Here is a 22,773-nt window from a genome sequence, read left to right on the forward strand (position 1 = left end):
TTTACTTTATTAGTTATACTTTCTTTTGTTAAACCATCTATCGTTAAGAGATAAACTTAATTGGAATCTTACAAAATTCTCTTTAATTAAATTAGCATCTGTTGTACCTCTGTTTCCTATTTCGAAGCCTAAGTTTGCATTAGAGAATAATCTTCCAACTGGTAGTCCTACTCCAAAAGACATGCCAAACTCTTTAATTGATTGATTTTGGATATTTAATCCTGTATTTTCAAATCGCAATCCTGCTCTATAAACTACTCTCTTAAAGTAACTTGAGAAGCTATCATGTTTTGGAATATAAAAACCACCTAGAGAAAATACCGAGGCATTTTCGAAAGTTGATCCTGTATTACTATAAAGTTCATTAGAGAATTCGCTAGTGTTTTGGGTTGTATACTCAACTCCTGCAAACCATTTTTGTGGCTGCCCAATACCAGACCCTATAGAGAATCTAGATGGTAATTTTAAATCTGTTTCTTCTAAGCCAGATGCTTGTAAATCTGACTCAATAGTATCAACTTCAAATTCTGTACCACTAAAGCTATCTATTGTAATGGTAGAAAATGAACGTGTGTTTTTTGAAACTAAATTACTTGATGGAGAATATGTTAATGCAGATTGTATTTCTAACTTGTCGCTTAACATTCCTTTGTAATGTAAACCAATATTAATATTTAACCCGCTTAAATCTGAACGGTTATTTTCTCTTGATTGTGTTTGTAAAGGATCGCCTTCGTTATTATACCTAAATTGGATTGTACTATTTTGTATGTTACCAAAATTATAATTGGCATCAATTCCTGCACTAAAATTTTTATTAAACTGGTATCCTACAGAAAAGAATGCTTTGTTTAATCCACCTTCGCCACTAAATCTTGTGTCAATATTTCCTTGATCATTAGTGTTTTCTAATTTATACCCAACAGCTGTATAAGGCATTAAACCAAATCCAAATCCAAATTTTCCAACAGGAACAGATAATGCTAAATAATCGAATGTTGTAGATTTCACTTTTGCTTCTCCAGAGTTACTTTCTAAATTAGTAGATGTTGTTCCTGCACCAACCGTAAATTTCACAGGTCTACTTTCACCATTAAATGGAAAAACAGACAAATTATTATCTGCATATGTTGCCGGATTTCTTAAATTAACATGTATACTGTCTTTATAGATGCTTAATCCACCCATACTTCTATTTTCTACAGTTCCTTTAAATTTTAAAGTTCCTATTCCGTAAAAAGAATATGGCGAAGCTGTTGTTTCCTGGGCGTAACTTTTGATTGCAAATAGTGCAATAAAAACTAATACAAGTTTTTTAATCATTAGTGCGTGTTATATTGTAAAATAAAATTCAATCCTTGTAAAAGGAAATTCGAGTTGGCAAATATGCTACTTTTTAATTGTTTAGACAACATTTTAGTATCTCCACCTGTTAAAATTACTGTTAAATCTGAAAATTTCTCTTGATATTGTGCTATACTTCCATCAATTTCGTTTAAAACACCATTTACAACGCCACAATGCATTGCACTGGTTGTTGAGTCTCCAATAAAATTTCTAGGTATTTCTGTTTCTAATAACGGTAAATTTGCTGTTAGATTATGCATTGCTTTATACCTCATGCGTATTCCTGGAGAAATTGCACCTCCTAGATATTCGTTTTTGGCACTAATAAAATCGTAAGTAATACATGTTCCTGCATCTATAATTAATACATTTTTATCTGGAAACTGTTTTATTGATGCGCATACTAATGCAATTCTATCTATACCCAACGTTTTTGGAGTACGGTATAAGTTTTTAAACGGAAGCTTAGTTTTGTGAGATAATATTTGAAGTTTAAATTCTGCTTCTAAAAAAGATAAAGTGTCTTGATCTAATTTACCTACAGAAGAAACTATAGCTTTTTTTAAATTTCTATATTTTTTTTTAAAATTTTCAATTTCTGCTTTACTGTTTGAAGTTTCAATTCTAACTTTTTCAGCAAGTTTATTTTCTTCAAAAATGGCAATTTTTGTATGTGTATTACCAACATCTATAATTAAATTCATAATCTTTAATGAAAAACAAATTTACAAAACGAACTTAAAAAACGATTGTAATTAATTGATATTATGTTTATTTAACGAAAATTTAAAATTAGAAATTAAGCTGAAAATAAATTAAAATTAAAATTTTCTAAATTTTCTTTTGCAAGTATTAAAATTGAGACTATATTTGCACTCGCATTTTTATGCAACTGGTGCCTTAGCTCAGTTGGTAGAGCAAAGGACTGAAAATCCTTGTGTCCCTGGTTCGATTCCTGGAGGCACCACCACTAAAAAGCCTTAAACATTTGATTTCAAATGCTTTAAGGTTTTTTTGGTTTTAAAAAGCTACAACATTAGGGACACTTTAACCGTAAGATTCTAGATCTGGGCATTTAACTCTTTTGATAATTGAAAAAAAGCCACTATCTCCATTTAAGCTAAACAAATCCATACTTACGGTATAAACCTTAACCGTTTAAAAAAGTTGCGATATACCGTAAAATATGTTTGCTAACCGGTACAAAATGATTATGTTTGGTATATATAACCGTTATTGTTAATGCTGCGCTACGCTTGCATTAACAATAACCCGACGAGGGCTTCGCCCGAGTTATTTTAAACTTACAGATATTTGCAATATCTTACAGTTCAAAACAACTCATAACCCTCGTCGGGTTGGCAATAATTAAAAACCACAAAACACCCACCACTAATGGAATCTAAATTTCGTGAACTTAATAAATTATTTGATGATTATGTGAACAATTACATTCGAGAGTATGGCGAACGAAATTCAGGTAAAATCATTAATACTATTAAGACATCAAAACATACTTCGAATTTGATTAATCAAAGTGCTTCAAAAAGAGTAATTCCATCAGCAAATGATTTCAAGTCAACAACTCTAGGTAATTTATCTTTGTCTTTCGCAAGAACAGCAAAAGTAAGATTTGCTACCTTAATTTTATTATACATTTGGCATAACGAAGTTCAGATACCACTTAACCTAGGATCTGAGGCCGATACAATTTCACTTTTAAATAGAATCCTTAATACGACTAACTAATTAGAGTTAACGTGTATAATTTGAGAAAACCAAAATCCAAACCTGATTTTATCTATATGACTGAAATTCCTTTACTGACTTTTGACAAATTATTTGACCTAGTTGAGGAAAATCAATTCGAAAACGAAATTGACAGAAATGTATTTAATAAACTGACTAAAAAAGTAAAAACGGAATAAAAACTATTGCCAACAAAGAACTGAGTTAAAAAACAAGCAATTTTAAGCTAATTTTGAAACAAAGTTTTCATCATAAGGCAACCCACTTTTTGCAATAGCAAAAGCTTGTTTTAATAGTGTATTTGCCACAGCTATTAATGCTAGTTTTTTACTCTTTCCTTTGACTACTACTCTGTCAAACAATGCTTTACGAGATTTATTGTATTTATAGGCTGAAAAGACTGCTAAAAACAATAACTTTCTAAGTTTTTTATCACCTACTTTACTTATGCGACTTCGTCCTTGCACACTACTTCCTGATTCCCGAATGGTTGGTGTAATAACTACAAAGTTGTGATGCTGTTTTAAACTTTTTAAATCCAGATTCATCATTTTTTAATTGAATGTGACCTTTTGCTTTACTGTATATATCAAATACAGATTTACTAATGTCGATACCATAAATTTTTCTATCTTTAGTCATAAGAACTGAATTTTGGAAAGAACAAATGCTACTCACATTTCAACAACTTGAAAACGAGATCTAAGTCTCACAGAACTGAACGAAGTTTAAGCAGAAAAAGAGAGCGGATTATCAATGTTATCGAAGTCTAAAGCTTCACCGTATAAAGTAACCTTAATCCTCTCTTTTGTTCTTTCTAATTAATATTTAAATTTAGTGAATTACAAACTTAAGACGTGTATAATTCATTGCTAGTTAGAGCTTACTTACGAAAGTCCTCGCGGACTTTCTATCTGTGATTTATTTGCTAACTTTAGTGCTTAAAGCACGCAACTAACCATACACAAAACCGTTGTACATAATTTTGACCCGTCCTGAATAAAGGCTACATAATTTTAAACATTATGTACAAAAACGACAAAGTAATTAGACGGTATTCAGAACCTTTTAAATTAAAAATTTTAGCCGAACTTACAACCGGAAAACACACAAAAAGCGAACTTTGTAAACTCTACTCTATTGCACCTACAACTGTAAACGAGTGGATTAAAAAATACAATCGTAAAGACTTAATGAACACCAGAGTAAAAGTGGAAACTAAAGACGAAATATCTAGAATTAAAGCGCTACAAAAAGAGAATGAAAAACTTAAAAAGCTACTGCTTAAAAAGGATCTCGATGCTATGGTAGAAGAATCTTACCTGGAAGTAGCTGCTGAAAAATTAGGATATAAAAATGTTCAGCAACTTAAAAAAAAACTCAATATCTAGCCTTTATTAAAACTAGAAATAGAGCTAAGGGATTTGCTTCTTTATCAACTATAGCTAGTTGTTTTGGACTTAAACGTGATGCGTATTATAAATACAAATCTAGAGCTGATAAACGTTTAAAAATAGAACAACAAATTATAGAAATTGTAAGTAAAAGACGTAAATCCCTTCCTAGAGAAGGCGTGCGTAAACTCGAAAAATCACTAAAAGACGATTTTATCAAAGCTAACTTAAAAGTTGGTAGAGATGCTTTGTTTAACGTGCTTAGAAAACACCAAATGCTGACTCTTAGAAAGAAAACTAGTGCCAAAACAACGAATTCTTATCATCGCTTTTACAAATATAATAACCTGATAAAAGATATGGAAATTACAAGGCCAAATCAAGTGTGGGTAAGTGATATAACATACATAAGAACTATTAAAGGTTTTTGTTATCTCGCTTTAATAACAGATATGCACTCTCGCAAAATTGTTGGCTATGATCTTAGTGATAGCTTGGAACTAAAAGGATGTGTAAGAGCGTTAAATAAAGCTATTTATCAAGCTAAAAACATTAAACAACTTATTCATCATTCCGATAGAGGAATACAGTATTGCAGCAATGTGTACACGCAAATACTTAAAAGTAAAAAGATAGATATTAGTATGACAGAAGAGAATCATTGTTACGAAAATGCCATGGCTGAACGCGTAAACGGCATACTTAAAGATGAATTTTACCTTGACCAGACCTTTGATAACGTAGCCCACGCCAAAAGAGCTGCAAAAAATGCAATTAATTTATACAATGAAGTAAGATTACATTTATCTTTAGATTATAAAACACCTAATATGGTATATAAATTATCAGCGTAAATTCAATTTTAAACTGTAGCCATATTTCAGGACAAGACATTTGGAAAAAAATTGTAACAGAAAAGAAAATTGATAGACTTATTCATCAATCAATCAAAAAAAATCATAAAATGAATTCATCTATCAAATCATTAATTTTCGCTTTCATAACCTTTCTAACATTAAATTCCTTTTCTCAAAACACAAATAAAGAACTATTCAATAGAATTGACACTTATTTGAAATTGAGCGAAACAAATGGTTTTTCTGGAGCAGTTTTAGTATCTAAAAAAGGTGAAATTGTTTTATCTCAAGGATATGGATGGGCTGATAGGAAAAATAAAATTCCTAATTCACCATCAACGGTATTTAATATTGGTTCTGTAACAAAACAATTTACAGCATCTGCTATTTTAAAACTCGTAGAACAAGGAAAAATTAAAACATCAGATAAATTAAGCACATATTTTGCCCAGACGCCTATTGACAAAAGCGATATAACTATTCATCAATTATTAACGCATACATCAGGAATTTCAAATAGAACTGGTGGTTTTAGGTATGATGAGGCTAGTAAAAAACAGTTCCTAAAAGATTTTTTTGAATCAGAATTACAATCAAAACCTGGAACAAAACATCTATACGCAAATGCCAATTATATTATGCTCACTGCGATAATAGAAATAGTTTCAGGACAAACCTATAATTCCTTTCTAAATGATTTTTTGTTTGTTCCTTCTCAAATGAATAGTACAGGATACAAGAGTATAAATTTTAGCACAGAAAGACTAGCACACGGCTACTACTACAACAGAAATGATGAACAATGGGAAGATTGGGGAACAACCCAAGAGCATCTTCCTTACAATAACAATCATTGGTACAGTATAGGTAAAGGAGATATTCACTCTACCATTGAGGATTTATATAAATGGAATATTGCTTTAAAAAACAATGTAGTCTTAGCTTCAAACACAAAACTAGTTCAAGAAACATCATACGTAGCCGAAAATGACAAAAAGACATCATTTTATGCATATGGTTGGGCAATATCTCAAAGTAAAAGAGGCACTAAAATTGTTGCTCACAATGGTAGTAATGGGCTTTATTTTGCAGATTTTGTTAGGTTTGTAGACGATGACGTAGTTATCATATACATAACAAATGTGTTTTTAGGACCTAAATCAGAATATGTTGCAAGAGAAATTGGTAAAATGATTTTTGATTCAAATTACACGCCAAGTCCAATTTCTAGAAATATTTATGAATTAAGTTCTGAGTTTATGAAAACGAACCCATCGTCTAATGCAGAAAAAATACCTGACTTCTTACAGAAAGAACTTGGGAGAGAATTTAACGACCACGCCATCCTAAATCGATTAGGTTTTAGCAGATTAAAAAAAGAGGACAAACCAGACTGGGCATTAGAATTATTTAAACTCAATGTAAAGCTATTTCCAAAAGATGGTAATTTATGGGATTCACTTGGCGAAGCTTACTTAAAATATAATATGAACGATGAAGCCATCAAAAGTTACACAAAAGCAGTAGAGTTAGGTAATGAAAGTTCAAGAAAAGTATTGAATGAATTGTTGAAAAAAGAATAGACAGAAAAACTGTAGCCAACACCGTATATAATTTATTGCTAGTTCTAGCCTACTTACGAAAATCCTCGCGGATTTTCTATTCGGTTTTTATTTGCTAAATTAGGTGCTTAAACCACGCAACAAACAGTATACATAACCGTTGGCAACAAGCGCAAAACAGAACGCTGAAAAATGAATACGATAACAAAAAAACTTGATTTTAGCGGAGGAAAAAATAGTTGGTTTGACTTTTGGCACACACATATCGACTGGAATGGTGAAGGAAACAAAAGTTGGAATATAAGAAAAGAGTTTCTTGACAAACTACTGAGTGAATTTGAGAATGTTAAATTTGAACTCAAAAAATATCCGAATGAATACCAAACGTGGATTATGATTGACGAAAATGACAGCGGAGAAGATGGAATTTATATACATACAAAAAACCCGAATTCTGAAAACTTCCCTTTAAAAATTCAAACAGAAAAGAATATTAAATGCTTGAATCAAAATTTATCGGATTTTATGAAAAAAACAAATTTAGAAATGTTCGGATTTGAACACGAAGACGGAAATTATTTTTATCTGTCTGACAAAAATTACGGAATAAGTTTAACCGAATAAAAGCCAGTTGCCAACACCGTATAAAAATAATTGCTGTTTTTAGGCTTAACCAAAGGTCGTTGCAATTTTGTTACGTCTGATTTTCCTTCGGAAAATCCTCGCACACAAAACCGCAACTATTCTTATACAAAACCGTTCTGGTTAATGCTCCGCTACGCTACGCATTAACCAGAACCGCCGACGAGCCGCACAGTTCTTGTTGACTGCAAAGCTTCGCTTCGCACTAAACAAGAACTCTGCCTATAAGTCATTTTTAACGAAATCAAATAACTTCGTTATATTTGATTTCGCCAAAAACAACTCATAGTCGTCGGCGGTTGTAAAACATTTGCCCAAAAATGAAAATCAGAGTTTTAACGACATTACTTTTAGTTTTAATTAGTTGCAAAAATGTGACTGAAAAGGAAACTGAACAAGTCCAATTAGTTGTTGATTCAACTGGATTGAAAATTGAAACAGTTGAAAAAAATTCGGAAAATTTAAAACTGACTTCTTTTCTTGAAAATCCTATTGACTTACAAGAATTTAAGACAAAGAAAAAACAGTCATTGAGTACTGTAGTGAATCGAAAAGAATATTATTTGAATCCAAAAAATAATGATTCGATACTATATTTATATTCATTTTTACCAAATGACCCTTTTCAAAGTAAAATTGAACAACTTGAAATTGTTATATTTAAATTCGGAAAAAACAAGCATTCTTGGGAAGATAATACAGAAATTTTAATTGAACTCAAAGTTAAAGTTCAAGACATCAATTTAGGAAAAGCTAATCTAGTCGGGCTTTCAAAAACTGAATTAGAATCGGAATTTGGAACTGAATACTTGACTTTTGACAATGGAATTATCTATTCGAATAAAAACAAAGTTTTGTTAGTTGAGTTTAACGACTCAAAAATCAAATCCTACAATTATATAAAGTTAAATACCGAGAAAATCGACAAAAATTTAATCGAACAAATAATAAAATAAAAAACGTTGTACAACACCGTATAAAATTAATTGTTGGTTTTAGCCTATTTACGAAAATCCTATCGGATTTTCTATTCGGTTTTTATTTGCTAAATTAGGTAATTAAAACACGCAACGAAATCATACAAAAACACGTTAACTTTAATGTTAGAGCAAGTTTTCAGAAATGGATAAAGTTAGTTTATTTTCGATTTTTTTTGTATTTTAAAAAAGTAAAAACCGAAAAACTATGTTGCCAAAATTCGCAAACACGCTGAATTCTCACTCAAACTCTGAATTGAATTCTGTCTGACTTTTTAACTGGTTTACGGAATCGATATCTGAAGTGAAAACTCGGATTTTCACTCAATCGGAACTTAGCAAATTGCGAAATTAAAAATTTTTAAAACTATTATTATGGACAAAACAATTACAGAATTTTCTTTAGGCTTATTTACTTGGCAAGCTTTAATAATAATTTCCTTTGGACTTTGGATTTTTTGCCTAATAGATATTTTAAGAAACCAATTTCAGAAAAACGACAAAGTAATTTGGGCTTTAGTTGTTATATTACTTCCATTTATAGGTTCACTTTTATATTTATTTATTGGAAAAAGTAAAAAATTAAAACTGAATTAATACCTTAAAAAAAATAAAAAATACATAGCTAGCTCTAGCCTACTTGCAAAAATCCTCTCGGATATTCTATGCGGTTTGTATTTACTAAATTAGTTGCTAAACCAACGCAAAAAAGTATATAAAAAACCTTAGCGATAATTAACCTAAATATGAAAACAGTAAAACGAATTCTTAAATTCATCCTTGTAATTATTGGAGCTTTGCTGGTATTTATCGCGGTGATGCTTCTAGTAGATAAACAAAGCACCAATTACTTAAATAGTAAAAATATTAAATCTGCTAATAATAATTCTTTCCTTATTACCAATGTTAATATAATTCCAATGAACCAAGACACTGTTTTAGTAAACAAAATGGTGTACATAAAAGATGGAATAATTCAAAAAATTGGAAATAAGATTGAAACAAATGGAGTTGAAACTCTTGATGCAAAAAACAAATATCTAACACCTGGTCTTATAGATATGCATGTTCATGTATGGGATAGATATGAACTTGGGCTATATTTATCTAATGGAGTTACAGCAGTTCGAAATTTATGGGGTATGCCAATGCATCTAAGAATTAAAGAAGAAGCAAACAATAACGAAATTATTTCACCTATATTTTTTACAACAGGACCTAAACTTACAGGTCCAGAATTTATAGGAGATGATAACTTAAATCTAAACAATCCACATGAAGCTAAAGAAAAAGTAATCTCGTTTAAAAAAAGAGGTTACGATTTTATCAAAACTTACTATGGATTGGATAAAGAAATCTTTGATGCCGTGATTGAACAGGCAAAAGTTTCTAACATTGATATTGTTGCTCATCCATCTCAAAAAGTACCATATTCTTATCATTTTAATTCACAGATAAAATCTATAGAACATGTAGAGGAAATAATTCAACAACCGCTAAACTACAACTTATTAGATACACTAAAATTAAAAGAAGTAGTTAACGATTTCTCAAAATCAAAACATAGTGCTTTTAGTCCAACTTTAACAGTTTACAACAACATCTATCAAATGCTTATTAATGATAATATTTTAGAATTAGAACAACTTCAATTCATGAATCCGCTTATTAAAAGAATTGATAGTAAAGCACAATTTGACAGATGGCACAGCACTAAACTAAGAGATTCTTCAATTATTAAGGCTATAAAGAACCAGCATGATTTGCATATAAAAATCATTAAAAAATTACATAAAGAAGGTGTTACTTTTATTTGCGGAACAGATGCTGGAATAGGAGTAACAATTCCTGGCTTTTCAATTCATCAAGAACTAGCATTCTATAAAGAAGCTGGACTTTCCAATTATGAAGTACTTAAAACAGCTACAATAAATGCTTCAAAAACTCATTCTATTATGAACAATATGGGAACCATTGAAGTTGGCAAAATTGCGAACTTATTACTAACAGATAGCAATCCTTTGTTAGAATTATCTACATTAAAAAACCCATCAACCATTTTTATAAAAGGTAGAAAATTGAACAAAGATTCTCTTGAAAATTTTGAAGAAAAGGCTAGGAACCGGAAAAACTTAATAGCATCCGCTGTAAGATATTTAGAGCACTTGATATTTGAAAAATAAAACACCACTAACAACGTGAATATTAATTGCATTAGCATGTTCTTATTTGGAAAATTGCCAGTAAATTTTCTATTAAGTTTTTACTTGCTAAATATATACCAGAAAAGAAAATACAATATTCATAAAGACAACACTAAAAAACCCGATTCATTTGAATCGGGTTTTTATTTTTACTTTTTCATATATATTATTATCTAATCCTGCTCTAAAAGGCTTAACTCTTTAATTTTATTTGCATTTTTATTAATTTGAAAAATAGGTTTTAAAAAACCTGCTAATTGATTAAACTCTATTAAAAAAGCATCATGACCGTGAATAGACTTTATTTCATGAATGTTTACATTTTCTTTTATTAATTTTAAGTCTACAAATGTATCCCAGTTTTCTTCAGCTTTAAAAAACATATCTGAATTAATTGTTACTATGTGTATTGTAGCATTAATTTTTGAAACTACTTCCTGTAATGTTCCTCGGTTTTTAGTAATATCAATGGTTCTTAAAACTTGATTCATAAACTTATATGCTTTAAGCTTAAAACGTTTATTTAAGGCATTACCATGATAGCTTAACCAATTCTCTACATTAAACTCATGAATGTTATATTTACTTCTGTTAAACTTTTTTGTTAACGATTCTGGTGTTCTATACAAAGTCATGGCATGCATTCTTGCGTCTTCTAATGGTTTATTAGAATGATTTAAAATCGCATCTTGAATGTGACAATTTGCTATTAACCAATCTGTAGATTTCCAGTCTGTTGCCACAGGTATTAAATGCTCTATTAAATTTGGTTTTAAAGCTGCTAATTCCCATGCAATTCCTCCACCAACCGATCCTCCAATAACCGCGTATAGTTTATTTATATTTAACTTTTTTAAAGCTAAAGCAAAAAGTTTTGCAACATCTCTAGCTATAAAATCTCTATAATTTTCAATTATGTTTTCATGTTTACCATCAAACCCATTTCCAGGAATATTAAATGCTAGTACCGTAAATTGCGTTGTATCTATACATTTAAAATCACCAATTAAATCATTCCACCAGCCATTTTCTCCTGTTACTTTAGAGTTTCCTGTTAGCGCATGATTAACCATAACAATTGGTGCACCATGTAAAGGTTTACCAAAAACCTGGTAAGACAAGTTTACATTTACAGCCTTACCAGATTTAGTTACATAATTAAGAATTTTTATGTAGCTTAAATTTTCCATAATTAATTTTGCGATACATTATATTCTTTTTCTACAGCTATTTTTACAGGTGTTTTATTATACAAATTATCTCTTACCGGACATCTTTCTTCAACAACCTGTAACCATTTTGTTAAAGTTTCAATTGACGCATTGGTTTCTGGAATTAAATTAATTTCTATAAACTTAAAACCTGCTCTTTCATTATTAGAACTTCCTAAAAAACGATTAGGATTTAATTCTCCTGATACTTCAATTTTTAAATTATTTATTTTAAACCCTAATTCTTTTGCTACCAATTGCCCAATAACATTTATACAACCTGCAAATCCAGCTAAAATGTATTCTACAGGATTTGCATCGTCATCTGTACCACCTAAAGCTTCTGGCTCATCAACCACTAATGTAAATTGTCTGGTTTTACCAATAAATTTTGTTGCAGATGCACTTTCTCCAATAACACTAAATTTTAAATCACTCATAATTTCTTTATTTTAAAGTGTTATTTTTTGTTTTACAACCGCAAACGCCTCTTTTAAATCGGCTTTTAAATCTTCAACATTTTCAATGCCCACAGAAAGTCTTATTAAATCTTTTGTTACACCAGTGCTTTCTTGAGCTGCATCGCTTAACTGTTGATGTGTAGTACTTGCAGGATGAATTATTAGTGATTTTGTATCTCCTATGTTCGCTAAAAGAGAGAACAACTTTGTGGTATCTGCAATTGTTTTTGCAGACTCGTAACCACCTTCTACTCCAAAAGTTACAATACCGCTTTGACCATTAGGTAAGTATTTATCTGCTAAATTTTTATAGTCGCTTGTTTCTAATCCAGGATAATTTACCCAAGTAACTTCTTCTTGTTGCTGTAACCATTTTGCAAGTTCTAATGCATTTTGACTATGTTTAGTTATTCGTAACTCTAATGTTTCTAATCCTTGAATAATTTGAAAGGCATTAAACGGGCTTAATGCTCCTCCATAATCTCTTAATCCTTCAATTCTAATTTTTGCAATAAATGCCGCATCTCCAATAGCTTCACTATATACTAAACCATGATAACCTGGTGATGGTTCTGTAAATTCTGGAAACTTACCATTAGTCCAATCAAAATTTCCAGCATCAATAACTACACCACCTAAAGATGTACCATTACCATTAATGTATTTTGTTAAAGAATGAATTACAATATTTGCACCGTACTTAATTGGGTTTAACAAATACGGCGTAGCTACAGTATTGTCTACAATCAAAGGCACTTTATGCGCTTTTGCGTGTTTAGAAATTGCTTCAATATCTAACACATCTAATTTAGGGTTTCCTAAAGATTCCACAAAAATTGCTCTTGTATTCTCTTGTGCTGCTGCTTCAAAATTTTCTGGATTTGAAGGATCTACAAACGTTGTTGTAATACCATGTCTTGGCAGCGTTACACTTAATAAATTATACGTTCCGCCATACAAACTACTAGAAGCAACAATATGATCTCCAGCTTTTAAAAGCGTTAACAAGGTTGTAGAAATAGCTGCTGTTCCAGATGCTGTTGCTACTGCAGCAATTCCTCCTTCTAAAGCTGCTAATCGCTGCTCTAAAACATCATTTGTTGGGTTATTTAATCTTGTGTAAATAAATCCTGGAACAGAAAGATTAAACCTTCCTGCTGCATCGTCTGAATCATCAAAAACATAAGCTGAAGATTGATAAATAGGAACTGCTCTTGTTCCTCCTGTTTGATTTACATCGTGTCCTGCGTGCAACGCTTTTGTTGCAAATTTTTGTGTACTCATTTTTCTAAGTTTTTTGAGTTAAATAAATTAAACCAAAAGTCAAATAAGCTTCGTTTGAAGCGTACTTAATAGAAAAATGTTAAAAAGAAAATGCTAATTGCAGATGGGCAATTAGTCTATAGTTATCTATCCAATATTTCGATAAATGAATCGTAATATTAAGTAGAATTTAGCACCTTCTTAGTAAATCTAAGGGTTGCTAAGGCTTCAGCGAGTCTATCTCTCCACCTTTCTTGATAACATTTCAGTAAGTGTTTTGAACTTTGTGAATACAAATATTGCTTCACAAAATTTTAATATCCAAATTATTTCAAGCTTTTGTGATTTTTTTATGAAATTATTAATATTATAGGTTGTTTTTTGCTAAATATTTATTTTTAATCACTTCACCTACAGGCTTGTTTTCAATTTTACTTTCTAACCAAGAAATTATATCTAAATATAAAAACGCTCGTCTTTCGTATGGATGATCTTCAAAAGTCTTTAATATTTTATGAAGTTCTCTAAAAGCATTTTTTAAATCATGAGGATAAATATCCTGTAATCCTCTAATAAATTTTATCATTTCTTTTTGCACCTCATGCAAGTCATTCATTTTAATTAAAAACTTATAAGTACTACGTAGCAAAGTCTCTAAGTGATAATCTAAGCCAGCTTCGTAATGCGCCACAAGGTTTAAAACACGAGAAAAACATAACAAATCTTCTCGCATAGAAAGTGATTTATTAGAAATAATTTTATCTAAATAAAAAATACAATCTTTATTATTTCCTGCACCAAAATGCAAACTCGCGAACTTATAATAAAATATCATTTTATGGTGTGGATCTATTCTTTCTTCAAAAGCAATCAAACCTTTTTCAATTTCTGGAATAATATCTAAACCAGCTTTAAAACTTCCGTCTATAAAATACTGATTGATATTATGAAAGTTAACATAAAGAAAAATTAAACTAGACACATTTTCATCTTTCACAAATTTTTGATTTGTTACCGTAGCTTTAAAAGTGTTTAATTTTTTTAAAAATTTTGGTTTATTACTTATAAAAAAGAGCGACTCTAATAAATAGTTGTTTCCTTTTAAAAAAAATACAGGATTAAGGTTTATCATACTCGGGTTTTGATAAAACAAATCAACCCATTTAGATGCATATTTATAACAATTTAAAAAATCCTGAAGCAAAAAACTATACCACAAATATGCCTTGTAAAACCATAGTTTTTCTCTAAAACCTACAGTTGCTAAATTTATTTTTGGCAACCTATCATTAAAGTACTTAGTTACACGCAAACCTTCTTCTTGGTTTTTTACGTAACCTGTTTTTAAAATAATACTATATAATTGCAGCGAAAGATTAGAAAGTTTACTCGCAATTACATTTTGATAACTTAAATCTTTTGCTTGTAATGCAAGCTCATCTGCTCGAGAACTTATACTTCTTGTTATGTATTGAGATTCAATAATTTTTTCAAGCTCAACAATCTCAAAAGCCATATTTTTCTCTTCGTTAAGTATAGCTAATTCTTTGGCTTTATCTAAAATTTTTAAACTCTGTTTATATAAACCTTTATGGTAAAGGATAGATGCAAAATCAAGCTGCTCTCGTATTTGAGAGCGAATGTTTTGATGAGAAGGACTTAGTTTTAAACTAATTAAAATTTGCTTGTATAAATGTGCTTTTACATTAGCCAATTGCTGCTTTTTAACAATTCCGCTTTTAATTATTACAACCTCATCATAGGATTTAGCTTTATCCAAAAGGTTAAATAAATTTAAAAATTTAGAATCTGAATTCACTCCAAGTCTTCCTACATAAAGCTTAAACTGTCTTTTTTCAGACTTTGTTAATGACTTTACCAGAGAAAATAAATTATCTTTTTGGTCTTTAGTTGTCAATTCAATTTTAAATTAAATTACTAGTAATCAAGTGTTTAAAAATCAAATTTACGTTTGAACATCGTAATCTATAACAGAAACGCCAAGCAGTTAAAAAATTCAAAATATAAATTCGTAAGACAATACTAAACTATATTTTGATAAATGTCAAATAACAATATTCAAATTTTTGATACAACACTTCGAGATGGAGAACAAGTTCCTGGCTGTAAATTAAACACTGAGCAAAAAGTAATTATTGCTAAACAGTTAGATTTACTTGGAGTAGATGTTATAGAAGCAGGATTCCCTGTTTCTAGTCCTGGTGATTTTAAATCTGTAGAAGAAATTTCAAAAATCGTAAAAAATGCTACTGTTTGTGGTTTAACACGCTCTGTTGAAAACGACATAACTGTAGCTTCCCAAGCTTTAAAATATGCAAAAAAACCAAGAATACATACAGGTATTGGCACATCAGACTCACATATAATTCACAAATTTAAATCTAACAAAGAAGCTGTATTAAAACGCGCTTATGCCGCTGTAAAACACGCAAAATCTTTTGTAGAAGACGTAGAATTTTATGCAGAAGACGCAGGACGAACAGATAATGATTATTTAGCAAAAGTATGTGAAGCTGCCATAAAAGCTGGAGCTACTGTTTTAAACATTCCAGACACAACTGGCTATTGTTTACCTAGCGAGTATGGCGCTAAAATTAAATATTTAAAAGAAAACGTAAAAGGTATAGAAAAAGCCACTTTATCTTGCCATTGTCACAACGATTTAGGTTTAGCAACAGCAAATTCTATTGAAGGCGTAATTAATGGTGCCAGACAGATTGAATGCACAATAAATGGTATTGGAGAGCGTGCTGGCAATACTGCTTTAGAAGAAGTTGTCATGGTGCTAAAACAGCATCCTTATTTAAATTTAGATACTAATATTAAAACCGAAATGCTTTATGGAATGAGCCAACTTGTTTCAAACAGCATGGGCATTTATACACAACCAAATAAAGCTATAGTTGGCGCAAATGCTTTTGCGCACAGTTCTGGAATACATCAAGATGGTGTGATTAAAAACCGTGAAACCTACGAAATTATTAATCCTAAAGACGTTGGTGTTACAGAATCTGCCATTGTTTTAACCGCAAGAAGCGGAAGAGCTGCACTTGCATACAGAGCTAAAAACGTAGGTTACGAACTTACAAAACTTCAACTGGACGATGTTTATGCCAGTTTTTTAGTTTTTGCTGATAAAAAGAAAGAAATAAACGATAATGATATTCATCAAATTATTGAAACTAGTAACGTCTACCAACAAATAATCTCTGCTTAAATGAAAAAAACACTATTCGACAAAGTCTGGGATGCACACGTTGTAGACACTATAAAAAATGGTCCACAAGTACTCTATATAGACAAACACTTAATACACGAAGTCACTAGTCCGCAAGCTTTTAATGAATTAGAAGATCGCGGAATTCCTGTTTTTAGACCAAATCAAATTGTTGCTACTGCAGACCACAATACACCAACACAAAACCAAGACCAACCAATAAAAGACGAGCTCTCTAGAAAACAACTAGAACAACTCTCTATAAATTGCAAAAAAAATAATATTACATTATACCAATTAGGCCATAAATATAATGGTATTGTACATGTTATGGCGCCAGAACTTGGTATAACCCAACCTGGAATGACAATGGTTTGTGGTGATAGCCACACCTCAACACATGGTGCTTTTGGCACAATTGCTTTTGGCATTGGAACCAGCCAAGTTGCTCAAGTTTTTGCCAGCCAATGTTTACTTCTTACCAAGCCTAAAAGCTTACGTGTAAACGTAAATGGAAAACTAAAAAAAGGGGTTTTACCAAAAGATGTAATTCTGTATATAATTTCTAAACTAGGCACCAATTCTGGTACTGGATATTTTTGTGAGTATGCTGGTAATGTTTTTGAAGAAATGAGTATGGAAGGCAGAATGACCGTTTGCAATATGAGCATAGAAATGGGAGCGCGCGGCGGTATGATTGCTCCAGACGAGACTACTTTTAACTATGTAAAAAACAGACAATTTGCTCCTAAGGGTGAAGACTTTAATAAAAAAGTTGCCTATTGGAAAACTTTACCTACAGATGAAGGCGCCACATTTGACAAAGAATACGCTTTTAATGCTGAAGACATTGAACCAATGATTACCTATGGTACTAATCCTGGAATGGGAATTAAAATTACAGAAAATATTCCTGCAGAAACTAACGCTTCGTTTAAAAAATCTCTTGAATACATGAATTTTGAAGCAGGAGAAAGCCTAATAAACAAACCTATAAACTTTGTTTTTATTGGCAGTTGCACCAATTCTAGAATTGAAGATTTTAGAGTTGCCGCAAATTTTATAAAAGGAAAGCAAAAAGCTAAAAATGTTACTGCTTGGTTAGTACCTGGAAGTAAACAGGTGGAAACTCAAATTATTAACGAAGGTTTAAAAGCTGTTTTTGATGCTGCAGGATTTGAGCTTAGACAACCAGGTTGCTCTGCTTGTTTAGCTATGAATGAAGATAAAATACCTCAAGGAGAATATTGCGTTTCTACATCTAACCGAAATTTTGAAGGTAGACAAGGTCAAGGTTCTAGAACCATTTTGGCAAGCCCATTAGTTGCAGCTGCAACTGCTGTAGAAGGAAAAATTATAGACATTACTAAACACCTTAATTAATATGGAAAAGTTTACAACACTACATTCTAAAGCAATTCCTTTACAGATTGAAAACGTAGATACAGATCAAATTATTCCTGCCCGTTTTTTAAAAGCGACAGATAAACAAGGTTTTGGTGATAATGTTTTTAGAGATTGGAGATACAACAAGGACAACACACTAAATATTGATTTTGCACTTAATAATCCTAATCATTCTGGCTCTATTTTAGTTGCCGGTGATAATTTTGGTTGCGGTTCGAGTAGAGAACACGCGGCTTGGGCTTTAACTGGCTATGGTTTTAAGGTGGTTGTTTCTAGCTTTTTTGCAGATATTTTTAAGGGCAATGCCCTAAATAACGGCTTACTTCCTGTTCAAGTTTCTAAAGCTTTTTTAAACACTTTATTTAAAAGCATTAAAAAAGATTCAAACATTAACATAATTGTGAATTTAGAAGCACAAACTATTGCTATTGAAAATACAGAACATGTAGCGCATTTTGAAATTAATAGTTATAAAAAAACCTGTTTAATTAATGGGTATGATGATATCGACTTTTTACTTAGTAAAAAAGCAAAAATTGAAGCTTTTGAAATTAGCCTTAATTAATAAACGCGTTAGTGATTGAACGGTTTGTTTGAGCTCCTTGAAAAGAGCGAGTAGTGAAAGCACGACCTTTAGGTAACGCCATAAAACAAAAAATAAAATTTCTGCTTTGCCAGAAAAAAACAAAAAGTATAAATTATAGGAAACTATTCCTGTTTAAGAAGTAAGAAATATGAAATTAAATATCGCAGTTTTACCAGGAGATGGCATTGGCCCAGAAGTTACTCAAGAAGCAATAAAAGCGCTACAAGCTATTGCTCTAGAATTTGACCACACGTTTTCGTTTGTTGAAGCTCCTGTTGGAGCAACCGCTATAGACCAAACAGGAAATCCTTTACCAGAAGAAACCTTAGATGTTTGCGAGGCTTCGCATGCCATATTATTTGGTGCTATTGGCGACCCTAAATACGATAACAATCCAGAGGCTAAAGTGAGACCAGAACAAGGGTTACTTCGTTTAAGGAAATCTTTAGGTTTATTTGCTAATATTAGACCTGTAAAGGCTTATGATGCGCTCATTGAAAAATCGCCTTTAAAAAAAGATATTATTCAAGGTACAGATATTAGTATTTATAGAGAGTTAACTGGTGGTATTTACTTTGGTGAAAAGCATTTAAGTGATGATGGTAATACTGCTTCAGATTTATGTTTATACACTAAAAGCGAAATTGAACGCATTGCTCATTTAGCCTTTAAAGCTGCAAAAGCCAGGAAAAACAAAGTAACTTTAGTAGACAAAGCAAATGTTTTAGAAAGCTCAAGACTTTGGCGAAAAGTGGTAACAGACATCTCCAAACAATATCCTGATGTTTCTTTAGACTTTTTGTTTGTTGATAACGCAGCCATGCAAATGATTTTAAACCCTAATCAATTTGATGTTATTTTAACCGAAAACATGTTTGGAGATATTATTAGCGACGAAGCGAGTGTTATTGGTGGCTCTATTGGTTTACTTGCCTCTGCATCTGTTGGAGAAAAATATGCCATGTTTGAGCCTATTCATGGCTCTTATCCTCAAGCTACTGGAAAAGGTATAGCCAATCCAATAGCATCAATATTATCTGCCGCCATGTTACTAGAACACTTTAATTTACATGCAGAAGCCGAACTAATTAAACTTGCTGTAGAAAAATCTTTAAAATTAAACATTACTACACCAGACTTAAATAAAGACCATAACAATGTATCGACATCTAAGGTTGGCGATTTTATAGCCGATTTTATATCTAACCCTAACGACTCTAACCTTAATTTTCACAACATACATTTAGGTCAATCTACAATTATATAATATATGCCTACACAGCCTAAACTCACTCGATTTAAACAAACTGTATTGTCTAAATACCAGATATACAATAGTATATTCATGACCCTACCTTTTGATTCTATTTCTAAAACAGGCGTTTTATTACCGCTTTTTCATGAAACCTGTAAAAACGGTTTTGAGAACGGAGATAACCCAACCACAATTGTTAATACCTTTTTTAAAAAATACCAAGCTAGAAGATCTAAAGAGAGCCAGATTGATTTATTGTTTCGCTTTATTCAATATATAGAACGCCAAGTTGTATTATTTGATGCTATTGAAGATGCCGCTTTTCCTGTAGTTAACAACATGGATGGTATTGGTACTTTAAGAAGTTTAAAGGAAACTGCCTCTTCTGAAAATAAATTAGAAAAACTACAACAATATTTAGAAGAATTTAAAGTAAGAATTGTTTTAACCGCGCATCCTACTCAATTTTATCCTGGTGCAGTTTTAGGTATTATAACAGATTTAACTGAAGCTGTAAAGGAAAACGACCTACTTAGAATAAACGATTTATTAGCCCAACTTGGCAAAACACCTTTCTTTAAACACAAAAAACCAACTCCGTACGACGAAGCCGTTAGTTTAATATGGTATTTAGAAAATGTATTTTATAAATCGTTTGGTAGTATTTACGATTATATACAGCAAAACATATTTGATGGTAAACATATTAATAACGATATTATTAATATTGGCTTTTGGCCTGGTGGAGATAGAGATGGGAATCCTTTTGTTACTCCAGAAATCACTTTAAATGTTGCAAACAGGCTACACGAAACTATTATTAAAAACTACTATAGAGATATACGTAAACTTAAAAGAAAACTAACGTTTAAAGATGTTGAAGAACGTGTTTTTAACTTAGAAACAGAGCTTTACAATATTATCTCACATGAAAAATCTACTTTAACATTAGAGCATTTTAGCTCAGAATTAGAAAACATAAAGCAAATTATAATTGATAAACATCAATCGCTTTATGCCGAAGAAATTAACAGCTTAATTAATAAAGTTCATCTCTTTGGCTTTCATTTTGCTAATTTAGATATAAGGCAAGATAGCAGAAAGCACAATCAATTTTTTAATAATATGGTTGATGCTTTACTTGAAAACAAAAGTGAAATATTTCCAAAAAATTACCATGATTTAAACGAAAAGGAACAAGTTAAAATACTCTCTAAAGTAAAAGGAAATATAGACCTTTCGTTAATAAAAGACGAAGAAACTTTAAAGGCTTTAAACACTATGAAAGCCATTAAAACCATCCAAAACACTAATGGCGAAAAGGCTGCCAACCGTTATATAATTAGCAACAACCAAACAACTTTAAATGTCATGCAATTGTTTGCTATGCTTAAACTTGTTGCTTTTCAAGATAAGCTTACGGTAGACATCGGTCCGCTTTTTGAAACCATTACAGATTTAGAAAATGCTCCTGCTGTTATGGAAGCACTGTACACTAATCCAGAATATGCAGCACATTTAAAATCTAGAGGAAACAAACAAACTATAATGCTTGGGTTTAGCGATGGTACAAAAGATGGTGGATATCTTATGGCAAATTGGGCTATTTATAAAGCAAAAGAAAATCTTACTGCAATTTCTAGAAAGTATGATGTTACCGCCATTTTCTTTGACGGTCGTGGCGGTCCACCAGCTCGTGGTGGAGGAAAAACACATAATTTCTATGCGTCGTTAGGACCAACAATTGAAGATAAAGAAGTACAACTTACTATTCAAGGCCAAACTATTAGCTCTAATTTTGGAACATTGGATTCTTCTCAATATAATTTAGAACAACTAATAACTTCTGGTATTCATAATAGTTTTAGCGATAATGATTTAAGCATGCTTCCTGAAAACAGAGTCGTTATGGATGATATTGCAAACCTTAGTTACGAAGCTTATGTTGCGTTTAAAGCACATCCAAAATTCATTTCCTATTTAGAACACATGAGTACATTAAAGTATTATGCTAAAACAAATATAGGAAGTCGCCCATCTAAAAGAGGAAAAGCTAAAGGTTTAGTTTTTGAAGACTTAAGAGCTATACCGTTTGTAGGCTCATGGAGCCAATTAAAACAAAATGTTCCAGGATTTTTTGGTGTTGGTACTGCTTTAAAAAAATATGAAGATGCAGGAGAGTTTGATAAAGCTCAACGCTTATTTAAAACATCGGATTTCTTTAAAACATTAATTGAAAACAGTATGATGTCTTTATCGAAATCATTTTTCGATTTAACAAAATACATGGCCGAAGATCCAGAATATGGTGCTTTTTGGAAAGTTATTTATAATGAATACGAAACCACAAAACGACTTATATTAAAGCTTACAGGATATAAAGAATTAATGCAAGAAGAACCTGCCGGAAAAGCATCTATAGCTGTTAGAGAGTCTATTGTACTACCTTTATTAACGATACAGCAATATGCTTTAAAAAAGATTCAGGAACTTGAAAAAGCAGAAGTTAAAGACGAAGAGCAAATTAAAATATTTGAAAAAATAGTAACACGCTCTTTATTTGGAAATATAAATGCAAGCCGAAATTCAGCTTAAAAATCACAAACAGTTTATATTAAAA

The 22,773-nt window shown here is 31.2% G+C and carries 19 protein-coding genes, 1 tRNA gene, 1 pseudogene and 1 riboswitch; of the genes and pseudogenes, 14 read left to right on the top strand and 7 right to left on the bottom strand.

All coding sequences use genetic code 11. From position 1 onward, the window contains the following. Positions 1 to 9: 9 nt before the first annotated feature. Both LACAL_RS02945 and LACAL_RS02950 read right to left on the bottom strand, forming a co-directional pair. Positions 10 to 1,323 (bottom strand): membrane protein, encoded by a 1,314-nt coding sequence (locus tag LACAL_RS02945; RefSeq protein WP_013869210.1) that lies wholly within the window; start codon positions 1,321 to 1,323, stop codon positions 10 to 12. Beyond that, positions 1,323 to 2,051 (bottom strand): type III pantothenate kinase, encoded by a 729-nt coding sequence (locus LACAL_RS02950; protein ID WP_013869211.1) that lies wholly within the window; start codon positions 2,049 to 2,051, stop codon positions 1,323 to 1,325. The genes LACAL_RS02945 and LACAL_RS02950 overlap by 1 nt, the downstream gene beginning before the upstream one ends. A 190-nt stretch (positions 2,052 to 2,241) precedes the next feature. Between LACAL_RS02950 and LACAL_RS02955 the strand changes: the two genes are divergently transcribed. Both LACAL_RS02955 and LACAL_RS15275 read left to right on the top strand, forming a co-directional pair. Further along, positions 2,242 to 2,317: transfer RNA gene (locus tag LACAL_RS02955), tRNA-Phe, on the top strand. A gap of 425 nt (positions 2,318 to 2,742) precedes the next feature. Then, positions 2,743 to 3,096 (top strand): hypothetical protein, encoded by a 354-nt coding sequence (locus tag LACAL_RS15275; RefSeq protein ID WP_013869212.1) that lies wholly within the window; start codon positions 2,743 to 2,745, stop codon positions 3,094 to 3,096. Between the two features lie 221 nt (positions 3,097 to 3,317). On the opposite strand, the pseudogene LACAL_RS15165 reads toward LACAL_RS15275, so the two are convergent. After that, positions 3,318 to 3,636 (bottom strand): annotated as a pseudogene (locus LACAL_RS15165) (transposase); the annotation flags it as partial. A 485-nt stretch (positions 3,637 to 4,121) separates the two neighbouring features. Between LACAL_RS15165 and LACAL_RS02965 the strand changes: the two are divergent. The 7 genes from LACAL_RS02965 to LACAL_RS02995 all read left to right on the top strand — a co-directional run bounded on the left by LACAL_RS02965 (position 4,122) and on the right by LACAL_RS02995 (position 10,711). Then, on the top strand, positions 4,122 to 4,487 hold the full coding sequence (locus LACAL_RS02965; protein WP_013869214.1) for a transposase: 366 nt from the start codon (positions 4,122 to 4,124) through the stop codon (positions 4,485 to 4,487). 5 nt (positions 4,488 to 4,492) lie between these two features. Beyond that, the gene (locus tag LACAL_RS02970; protein WP_013869215.1) at positions 4,493 to 5,344 is read left to right on the top strand and encodes an IS3 family transposase; all 852 of its coding nucleotides are present in this window, start codon (positions 4,493 to 4,495) and stop codon (positions 5,342 to 5,344) included. Between the two features lie 110 nt (positions 5,345 to 5,454). After that, on the top strand, positions 5,455 to 6,930 hold the full coding sequence (locus LACAL_RS02975) for a serine hydrolase domain-containing protein (protein ID WP_013869216.1): 1,476 nt from the start codon (positions 5,455 to 5,457) through the stop codon (positions 6,928 to 6,930). A 171-nt stretch (positions 6,931 to 7,101) separates the two neighbouring features. After that, positions 7,102 to 7,533: a hypothetical protein gene (locus LACAL_RS02980; RefSeq protein WP_013869217.1), complete on the top strand. Its 432-nt coding sequence runs from the start codon at positions 7,102 to 7,104 to the stop codon at positions 7,531 to 7,533. Positions 7,534 to 7,871: 338 nt separating this feature from the next. Further along, positions 7,872 to 8,507, top strand: coding sequence for a hypothetical protein (locus LACAL_RS02985; protein ID WP_013869218.1), 636 nt, complete (start codon positions 7,872 to 7,874; stop codon positions 8,505 to 8,507). 396 nt (positions 8,508 to 8,903) lie between these two features. Continuing rightward, on the top strand, positions 8,904 to 9,125 hold the full coding sequence (locus LACAL_RS02990) for a PLDc N-terminal domain-containing protein (RefSeq protein WP_013869219.1): 222 nt from the start codon (positions 8,904 to 8,906) through the stop codon (positions 9,123 to 9,125). A gap of 221 nt (positions 9,126 to 9,346) precedes the next feature. After that, complete coding sequence (locus LACAL_RS02995; protein ID WP_237701022.1) at positions 9,347 to 10,711, top strand: amidohydrolase family protein; 1,365 nt, start codon at positions 9,347 to 9,349, stop codon at positions 10,709 to 10,711. A gap of 194 nt (positions 10,712 to 10,905) precedes the next feature. Here the strand turns inward: LACAL_RS02995 and LACAL_RS03000 are convergent, their stop codons facing one another. The 4 genes from LACAL_RS03000 to LACAL_RS03015 all read right to left on the bottom strand — a co-directional run bounded on the left by LACAL_RS03000 (position 10,906) and on the right by LACAL_RS03015 (position 15,585). Further along, complete coding sequence (locus tag LACAL_RS03000; RefSeq protein WP_013869221.1) at positions 10,906 to 11,922, bottom strand: alpha/beta fold hydrolase; 1,017 nt, start codon at positions 11,920 to 11,922, stop codon at positions 10,906 to 10,908. 2 nt (positions 11,923 to 11,924) lie between these two features. Then, entirely contained in the window at positions 11,925 to 12,383 is a 459-nt protein-coding gene (locus LACAL_RS03005; protein ID WP_013869222.1) for an OsmC family protein, read from the bottom strand. Positions 12,384 to 12,395: 12 nt separating this feature from the next. After that, complete coding sequence (locus LACAL_RS03010) at positions 12,396 to 13,688, bottom strand: O-acetylhomoserine aminocarboxypropyltransferase/cysteine synthase family protein (RefSeq protein WP_013869223.1); 1,293 nt, start codon at positions 13,686 to 13,688, stop codon at positions 12,396 to 12,398. A 119-nt stretch (positions 13,689 to 13,807) separates the two neighbouring features. Next, positions 13,808 to 13,931, bottom strand: a riboswitch (SAM riboswitch). A 103-nt stretch (positions 13,932 to 14,034) separates the two neighbouring features. Further along, positions 14,035 to 15,585 (bottom strand): hypothetical protein, encoded by a 1,551-nt coding sequence (locus tag LACAL_RS03015; protein ID WP_013869224.1) that lies wholly within the window; start codon positions 15,583 to 15,585, stop codon positions 14,035 to 14,037. Between the two features lie 144 nt (positions 15,586 to 15,729). On the opposite strand from LACAL_RS03015, the gene LACAL_RS03020 reads away from it, so the two are divergent. From LACAL_RS03020 to LACAL_RS03040, 5 genes are all read left to right on the top strand, one after another. After that, entirely contained in the window at positions 15,730 to 16,905 is a 1,176-nt protein-coding gene (locus LACAL_RS03020; protein WP_013869225.1) for a 2-isopropylmalate synthase, read from the top strand. Then, the gene (gene leuC / locus LACAL_RS03025) at positions 16,906 to 18,288 is read left to right on the top strand and encodes a 3-isopropylmalate dehydratase large subunit (protein WP_013869226.1); all 1,383 of its coding nucleotides are present in this window, start codon (positions 16,906 to 16,908) and stop codon (positions 18,286 to 18,288) included. A 1-nt stretch (position 18,289) separates the two neighbouring features. Further along, positions 18,290 to 18,877 (top strand): 3-isopropylmalate dehydratase small subunit, encoded by a 588-nt coding sequence (leuD, locus tag LACAL_RS03030; RefSeq protein WP_013869227.1) that lies wholly within the window; start codon positions 18,290 to 18,292, stop codon positions 18,875 to 18,877. A gap of 169 nt (positions 18,878 to 19,046) precedes the next feature. Next, complete coding sequence (gene leuB / locus LACAL_RS03035; RefSeq protein ID WP_013869228.1) at positions 19,047 to 20,165, top strand: 3-isopropylmalate dehydrogenase; 1,119 nt, start codon at positions 19,047 to 19,049, stop codon at positions 20,163 to 20,165. A 3-nt stretch (positions 20,166 to 20,168) separates the two neighbouring features. Then, complete coding sequence (locus tag LACAL_RS03040) at positions 20,169 to 22,748, top strand: phosphoenolpyruvate carboxylase (RefSeq protein WP_013869229.1); 2,580 nt, start codon at positions 20,169 to 20,171, stop codon at positions 22,746 to 22,748. Positions 22,749 to 22,773 lie beyond the last annotated feature (25 nt).

The organism is Lacinutrix sp. 5H-3-7-4 (assembly GCF_000211855.2).
Classification (GTDB): Bacteria; Bacteroidota; Bacteroidia; order Flavobacteriales; family Flavobacteriaceae; genus Lacinutrix.